This is a genomic window from Zhongshania sp. (assembly GCF_029212375.1).
Lineage (GTDB): Bacteria > Pseudomonadota > Gammaproteobacteria > Pseudomonadales > Spongiibacteraceae > Spongiibacter.
The window spans coordinates 61,002-68,873 of record NZ_JARGNU010000008.1 but is presented as its reverse complement, the minus strand read 5'-3'; the positions used below and the strand labels follow the sequence as shown (position 1 = coordinate 68,873).

5 protein-coding genes are annotated in these 7,872 nt (G+C 54.5%); 2 read left to right on the top strand and 3 right to left on the bottom strand.

The features are described from left to right. The first annotated feature begins 444 nt into the window (after nt 1-444). Nucleotides 445-1,506, top strand: a complete 1,062-nt coding sequence (locus P1U47_RS10130; RefSeq protein WP_301028707.1) for an efflux RND transporter periplasmic adaptor subunit — start codon at nt 445-447, stop codon at nt 1,504-1,506. A 3-nt stretch (nt 1,507-1,509) separates the two neighbouring features. Beyond that, nucleotides 1,510-4,623, top strand: a complete 3,114-nt coding sequence (locus P1U47_RS10125; RefSeq protein ID WP_301028705.1) for an efflux RND transporter permease subunit — start codon at nt 1,510-1,512, stop codon at nt 4,621-4,623. Between the two features lie 18 nt (nt 4,624-4,641). On the opposite strand, the gene P1U47_RS10120 is transcribed toward P1U47_RS10125, so the two are convergent. Genes P1U47_RS10120 through P1U47_RS10110 form a run of 3 tightly spaced genes read right to left on the bottom strand, consistent with a single transcriptional unit; the run spans nt 4,642 to nt 7,743 of the window. After that, nucleotides 4,642-5,727 (bottom strand): prenyltransferase/squalene oxidase repeat-containing protein, encoded by a 1,086-nt coding sequence (locus tag P1U47_RS10120; protein ID WP_301028704.1) that lies wholly within the window; start codon nt 5,725-5,727, stop codon nt 4,642-4,644. Next, the gene (locus tag P1U47_RS10115; protein ID WP_301028703.1) at nt 5,724-6,440 is read right to left on the bottom strand and encodes a class I SAM-dependent methyltransferase; all 717 of its coding nucleotides are present in this window, start codon (nt 6,438-6,440) and stop codon (nt 5,724-5,726) included. Before P1U47_RS10115 ends, P1U47_RS10120 begins: the two co-directional genes overlap by 4 nt. Beyond that, complete coding sequence (locus P1U47_RS10110) at nt 6,427-7,743, bottom strand: glycosyltransferase family 4 protein (RefSeq protein WP_301028701.1); 1,317 nt, start codon at nt 7,741-7,743, stop codon at nt 6,427-6,429. The genes P1U47_RS10115 and P1U47_RS10110 overlap by 14 nt, the downstream gene beginning before the upstream one ends. Nucleotides 7,744-7,872 lie beyond the last annotated feature (129 nt).

Below are 7,872 nucleotides of genomic sequence, written 5' to 3'. Positions count from 1 at the left end.
CAAAAAAATCCGTCATACCGGACTTGATCCGGCATCTCATTGGGCGGCAGCCAAACCACTTCGTAACACCAGATTCTGAATCAAGTTCAGAATGACGGCCTCGGGCAGTACCGCCCAAAAAAATCCGTCATACCGGACTTGATCCGGCATCTCATTGGGCGGCAGCCAAACCGCTTCGTAACACCAGATTCTGAATCATGTTCAGAATGACGGCCCGTGGCACACAAGCTCTAAACCAAGTTCAGTTGGCCTACGCAGTAAGCCTTAACGGAAAGCGGATGCGGTCGCCAAGCCAATTGAAAACAGTTCTTATTTAGCTTTGAATATTAGCCCTCCAGCCGTTACATTAACGGCCTACATTAAAATTTACGCGCCGCTTGGCATTCTGAGTTATTTCCATTATTTAAATCACTCGCGCGCACCATTACAGGGAGAGGGTCACCGATGTTCGGCGCTGACTACAGCCATAGATTTAGATCGTTTCTGTCTTATTCTTCCGTGTGCCTACTTAGCCTGAGTGTACTGGCCTGCCAGCCCGCGCCTGACGCTGCCGGCCCAAAAGCGCGCCCACCCACGCCGGTTAAGGTTCAGACCCTGAAAGCTGAACACATTCAAACCCGCTTGCAGGCCTTGGGCAGTTTGCTGGCCCGTGAGTCGGTGGATATCAGCAGCAGTGTGACCGAGAAAATCCAAAGCCTGCATTTTAACGACGGCCAAACCGTGAAGGCCGGCGATTTACTGGTGACCTTGGAGCAAGCCGAGGAAGCGGCCCAGCTTAAATCTGCCCGCGCCGATTTGGCTGAGCACGAGCGCGAGTTGCAGCGCCTGCACGGTTTGTTGGCTAAGCAGTCTGCCGCGCAAACCGAGTACGATCAGCGCCAAACGTCTAAGCTGCGCGCCGAGAGCAAGATTGCCGAAATTTCTGCACTGCTAAATGAGCGCACCATCCGCGCGCCCTTTAGCGGCGTGGTCGGTTTGCGCGAGCTCAGCCCCGGCGCCCTGCTCAGCCCTGGCACCCGCATTACCAGCCTTGATGATCTCAGCGTGATGCGTTTGGACTTTTATATTCCCAGTCTCAACATCAAGGCGCTGTCGCTGGGCCAAGAGATTATTGCGCGTAGCGACGCCCTGAACGAGGATTTTTCCGGTCGTATTTCCGCCATCGACAGCCGCATCGACCCCATCAAGCGCAGCCTTAAAATTAGGGCGCTCATCCCCAATCCCAGCGGCCATCTTAAACCCGGCATGCTGATGCAGGTGGTTCTAATTACGTCTGAGCGCGAGGGTATTCTCATCCCTGAGTCGGCATTGCTCAGCGAGCAATTGCAGCATTATGTGTGGCTATTAAACGACGGCAAGGCCGAGCAGCGCCAAGTGGAACTGGGGGTGCGCAAACCCAGCTTTGTGGAAATTCGCAGCGGTCTGAGCGCCGGTGAACACTTAATTTACGAGGGTATCGGCAATCTGCAAGCCGGTATGGCTGTTGCCCCACAGGGAAGCGAATAAACCATGTTGCTCTCTGATACCGCCATTAAGCGACCGGTTTTTGCCGTTGTTATTAGCCTATTATTATTGGCCTTTGGACTATTGGCCTTTGAGCGCTTGCCGCTGCGCGAATACCCCGACATCGATCCGCCCATTGTGTCGATACGCACGGTATACACCGGCGCCTCTGCCGAGGTGGTGGAGTCGCGTATTACTCAGGTGATTGAAGATCGCATAGCCGGTATTGAAGGCATAGAAACGATTGAGTCCAGCAGCCGCGACGGTTTTTCCTCCATCAATATTGAGTTCTCCCTAAACCGCGATATAGACGCCGCCGCCAACGATGTTCGCGACCGGGTTTCTGGCTCGCTGGCCAGCCTGCCAGAAGAGGCCGAACCGCCGGAGGTGCGTAAAGCCGACGCCGATGAACAGGTGATTATGTGGATGAATCTGACCTCCCAGAACCACACCACCCTAGAGTTAGCGGACTACGCCCAGCGCTATATTGTTGACCGCTTTGCAGTTATCGACGGCGTTGCCTCGGTGCGCATTAGCGGTGGTCCCGAATACGCCATGCGGATTTGGCTAAACCGCGAGGCCCTCGCCGCCCGCCAGCTCACCGTGGCCGATGTAGAGAACAGTTTGCGCCGCGAGAACGTCGAACTACCCGCCGGCACGCTCAAGTCGGTAGACCGCGACTTTGTGGTTAAAATTAATCGCCATTATCTCAGCCCCAAGGACTTCGAAAACCTTGTTATAAAAAGGGAGACCAATGGCAATTTACTGCGACTTAGCGAAGTTGCCCGCGTAGAGTTGGGCGCCGCCGAATACCGCAATATGTTTCGCGGCAATGGCGTACCCATGGTGGGCGTGGGCATTGTTAAACAGAGCGTGTCGAACACCCTCGCGGTGGCAGAGGCGGTGCGCGGCGAAGCCAAAGTTATTCGCAAATCCTTGCCCGATGGCGTGCGCCTGCACTCCAGCTACGACAGCTCGGTGTTTATCGACAGCGCCATTAGCGAAGTGTATAGCACCCTGTTTATTGCCGCTGGGCTAGTAGTGCTGGTTATTTTCTTATTTCTTGGCGACTTCCGCGCCATGCTGGTGCCCGCCATTACCGTACCGGTATCCCTGATCGCGACCTTTACGGTGTTATACGCCTTAGGTTACACCGTTAATTTACTGACTTTATTGGCGCTGGTATTAGCCATTGGTTTGGTAGTAGACGACAGTATTGTGGTGTTAGAAAATATTCACCGCCGTCTGCTCAATGGCGAGCCGCCGCTGGTTGCGGCTTATCGCGGCAGTCGCCAAGTTGGCTTTGCGGTTATTGCCACCACCGCGGTACTGGTGGCGGTATTTGTGCCAATCAGTTTTTTAGAAGGCGATGTTGGCCGCCTGTTTGGCGAGTTCGCCGTTGCCATGGCGGTGGCGGTGATGTTCTCGAGTCTGGTGGCCTTAACCTTGTCGCCGGTGATTTGTGCGCGGGTTTTAAACCGCGACGCCATGCATGGTGGCCTCGCTAATTTTGTTGAGTCGTTGCTGCACCGCATGGAAAGCCGCTACGGAAAACTGCTCGGCCGCAGCATGAAGCGGCCGCTCATATCCGCAGCGCTATTGGCCGTCACGATTGGCGGCTGCCTATTTTTGCTGCAAAAAGTACCTGCCGAATTTGCGCCCAAAGAAGATCGCGGCGTGGTGTTTATGATGATTCGCGGCCCCGAAGGCAGCTCCTTTAATTTCACCACCAAGCAACTGGCCGAGGTCGAATCGCGGCTGATGCCCATGGTCGACGGCGGTGAAATTAAGCGCTTCTTACTTCGCGCCCCCGGCGGCCGCGGTGGCGCCGACACTTATAACGAAGCCATCGGCATTATGGTACTGGCGCCCTGGGAAGAGCGCCGACCAGTGGCTGCAATTGTTGGCGAAATACGGCAGCGCCTTGCTGGCTTTAGCGGTTTAAGTGTTTTTCCGGTTACGCCGCAATCCCTCGGTGGCGGCTTTAGCAAGCCGGTCGAGTTTGTGCTCGGCGGCAGCAACTATCAGGAACTGGCCCAGTGGCGCGACCTGATTATTGCCGAGGCCCGCAAAAATCCGGGCTTGCTCGGCATCGACAGCGACTACCGCGAAACCAAGCCCCAGCTTGCGGTAACGATTAATCGCGACCGCGCCGCCGCACTCGGTGTAGACGCCAGCGAGATCAACCGCAGCCTCGAAACCCTGCTCGGCTCACGGCGGGTCACCACTTTTATGATGTCCGGCGAAGAGTACGACGTGATTTTAGAGGGCGAACCGGAAACCCAGCGCAGCCCCGAAGACCTCAGTAATATCTATGTGCGCTCCACCACCACAGATGAGCTCATACCGCTTGGCAACTTAGTTAGTATTCAGGAGCGCGGCGACGCAGCGGTGCTCAATCGCTATAACCGCGTGCGGGCAATTACCATCGACGCCAATCTGGCAGACGGCTATTCGCTGGGCCAAGCGCTGGCGTATCTCGAGAACCTTGTTGCCGAAAAAGTCCCCGCGGCGGTAATCGATTACAAAGGCGAATCTTTGGATTACCGCGACGCCGGCGGCAGTATTTACTTCACCTTTGCGCTGTCGCTATTAATTGTTTACCTCGTGCTGGCCGCGCAATTTGAAAGCTTTATCCACCCCTTTATTATTTTGCTAAGTGTGCCCTTAGCCATTGCCGGCGCCTTGCTGGGTCTGTATTTATTTGGCCAAACCTTAAATATATACAGCCAAATAGCGCTCATTATGTTGGTGGGCTTGGCCGCAAAAAATGGCATTTTGCTGGTGGAGTTTGCAAATCAATTGCGGGACCAAGGCTTGGATTTTGACACAGCAATTATTCAATCTGCCCAGCAGCGCCTGCGGCCCATTGCGATGACCGCCATTACCACGGTGATTGGTGCCGTGCCCTTATTGCTGTCGTTTGGCGCAGGCAGTGAATCCCGCTATGTGATTGGTATTGTGGTGGTGTTTGGGGTTAGCAGCGCAACCTTGCTCACCCTGTTTGTGATTCCGATGGCCTACCGCTTATTGGCGCGAAATAGCAATTCGCCGCAGTCGGTGTCGCGGCAATTGGCTGTAGAGCTGGCTGCAAACGAAGATAAAGAGCGCGCTGAATAGCCGCAAACTGCTCTAAAATTAAAGGGAACGCGCCCGACTTTTTTCTGGCAGCACTTGGGCAGCATCAACATCGAGCATGCACACCTCTTTGAACAAACGGTGCGCGGCGGTGTATTCCGTTAGCGCATCTGCCGCCAGCAATATCGCAGCAGCAGTCCACGTTGGGCGCTCGTCTGGCCAGAGCAGATCTTCTGCAAATTGATAGCCCGTCCAGTACTCGCCATTGCTCTCGCGCCACTGGTGCAGCCAGCTGTACACCGTCACCGCGCGAGCGTGATCGCCCGCTGCCAACAAAGCCATGGTCAATTCGCAGGATTCCGCCACCGTCACCCAAGGTTGATCCGCCACGCAGCGACAACCCAAGCCCTGCTCCACAAAATCGTCCCAGCGTTTTTGCAGGTGGGCGCTGGCCTTGGCTGGCGAAATAACACCGCTTAAAACTGGGTAAAACCAGTCCATGGAGTAGCGCGCTTTACTTTCCCAAGTGCGATCAAAACGCTCGGGCTTTTTGCGCAGCGCCTCACCCAGCGCGTGGCGGGCATCGCGCCAGATTGGTCGCGGCGCGCCAACTTGCACCGAAATATTCACCGCGCATTCCAAACTTTTATAAATGGAGGAACAGCCGGTAATCAGAGCGTCGCACATCGCTTCGCCATCGGTGTTTACCGCCCAATTAATCTCGCCGTGGGGGGATTGCTGGGCCAACACAAACTCGATGGCCGCTTGCACGCAGGGCCACATCTCGTGCAGAAAATCTTGGTTTTCGCTGATTAAAAAATGCTGCCAAAGTCCGGTGGCAATGTAGGCAACAAAATTGGTCTCACGACGCTCGTGATTATCCACCGCGCCGTCGCGGTAGGCGGCCCACCAGCTGCCGTCGTCGAGCTGGGTATTTTTAAGCCAGCGGTAAGCACGCTCGGCGGCATCAAATTCACCGCCAATACTCAGGCCCATGGCCGATTCAACGTGATCCCAGGGGTCGGCATGGCCGCCGGCAAACCACGGAATGCTGCCGTCTGGCTGCTGGCCACGCACTAAAAACTCAACCGTCGGCCGGAAGAATTCTTGCGGAAACAGCCCTTTGCTTAAAAACAGTCCACTCATGCAGGGCTCGCCTTTTCAAAGTACATCACCACCGATTTGCCTAGCAGGGGATTTAAGCTCGCCTCTAAACTGCGGGTAAAAAGCGGTTTGTCCATTAAATCCCATACCAAAAACCGGTGGTATTGTTTAATCAGCGGGTTGCTGTCTTGCTTATCCCAAAACGCACATTTCAACCACCAGTAGGGGGAATGCAAGGCATGTGCCCAGTGGCGCCGGTAAAAACGAAAGCCCAAACTTTGTATTTGCCCGCGCAGCTGGCTGGCCTTAAAGATGCGAATATGGCCACCCTCGACTTTGTGGTAGGCCTCGCTCAGCGCCCAGCAAATTTTCTCTGGCCACGCGCGGGGCACGCTGGCACAAAACAAGCCACCGGGTTTTAAAATGCGCTCAATCTCTTTGAGCACCGATTCGTAGTCTGGAATATGCTCGAGCACCTCGGAGCAAATCACTTTATCAAAGCTATTGTCGGCAAAGGGCAGGTTTAGGGCGTCGGCATTAGCGAGGCCAAAGGCTTTGTGCTCGTTGTTGTGCTCATTAAAATCAGTAAAACGGGTTTTGGCAGTCTGTAAATCTTTTAAGCATAAATCGACGCCAATGGCGGTGATATCGCCCTCAACATAAGCAGAGATAACATGACGACCTTCGCCACAGCCAAGGTCTAATACTTTATCGCCACGCTTGAGGTGGAGATGGCGAAAATCAACGGTTTTCACGTTGCAACACCTCCCAGTAGTAATTGCTCATTTGCTGAGCCGCGCGGCGCCAGCAAAACAATTCTTCAATACGCTGGCGCCCAGCCGCGGCCAATTGCTCGCGCTTGGCCGGTGACGCCAGTAGCGCGTCCAGTGCCTCGGCAATCGCTGCGCTGTCACGCACTGGCACTTGAATCGCAGCGTCGCCAACCACCTCGGGCAAGGCGCCGCCGTCGGTAGAAATTAAGGCGGTGCCGCAGGCCATGGCTTCGCCGGCAGGCAGACCAAAACCTTCGTAAACCGAGGGCACAATCACCACCGCTGCTTCATTGTAAAACCGCACCAAATCCTCGGTGCTAATACCGCTAACACAGCGAATATGTTTGCTCAGACCAAGCGCTTGTATCAATTGGCTGCTTTCGCCACCCTCTTGGGGTTTGCCGACCAACAGCAATTCTAATGCTGGATAACTGGGCAATACTTTTGCCACGCCTTCCAATAAATAGCGCATGCCTTTCATGGGCTGGTCTGAAGAAACCGCCGCCATAACCCTATTGGGGTTTTTGACCACATCGGTTAAGGGACGAAATTCCGCAGTATCAATACCATTTAAAACCACACTAATACCCGCCGGCTGCATGTCGAAGGCGGCGGCGATGTCTTGGCGCGAGCGCTCAGAAACGGTAACCACGTGATGAAGCTGGCGGGCCACTTGGCGCTGCATAGTTAAAAAGCTGTGCCAACGTTTGATTAATAGCCGCTCCTTCCAATTTTTGGCGGCATTCAGGGCAATGCGCAGGTCGCTGGTTATGGGGTGGTGAATTGTGGTGACCAAGGAGAAACCGCGCTTTTGAAGTTCCAGCATGCCATAACTAAGGCATTGATTATCATGAATAATGTCGTAGTGCCGACCATGCTTAGCGAGGTATTTAACAACCCGCCGGCCAAAGCAATATGGCTCGGAAAATGCGCCGCTGAGCTTACCTGTCCACTCAATGATATTGGTCAGTGAACTAAGGTGGTGAGGCCGAATCGAACTAAGTCCGGTTTCGAACAAATTCATACCCGGCATCTTGATTAGCTTCACTCTGGGATCAAGATGAGGATAAGGTTGGCCCGAGATAACATCGACGCTATGCCCTGCCTCAACAAGGGCTTTGCTCAAGTATTTAAGATAAATACCTTGGCCGCCGCCATAGGGTGCGCTGCGATAGCCCAACAAGCACACGTTTAAGGCTCGCCGTGGGCGCGCCTCATTGAGCGAAATGATCTTGGCTGTAAAAGCCGATTTTGGTGAAGCAGTTGCAGAAGGTTTTAACGGCATATCTGGGGTCGCTGTTATTCGTTTTTTGAAACCAAGAGCTTCTTCTCAGCGCCGCCACGGCGGCTGCTGTATAGCCTAAGGAATGGCGGGAAGAGCAACATTGCCCAACAGCGCAGCGAAGAATGCCGC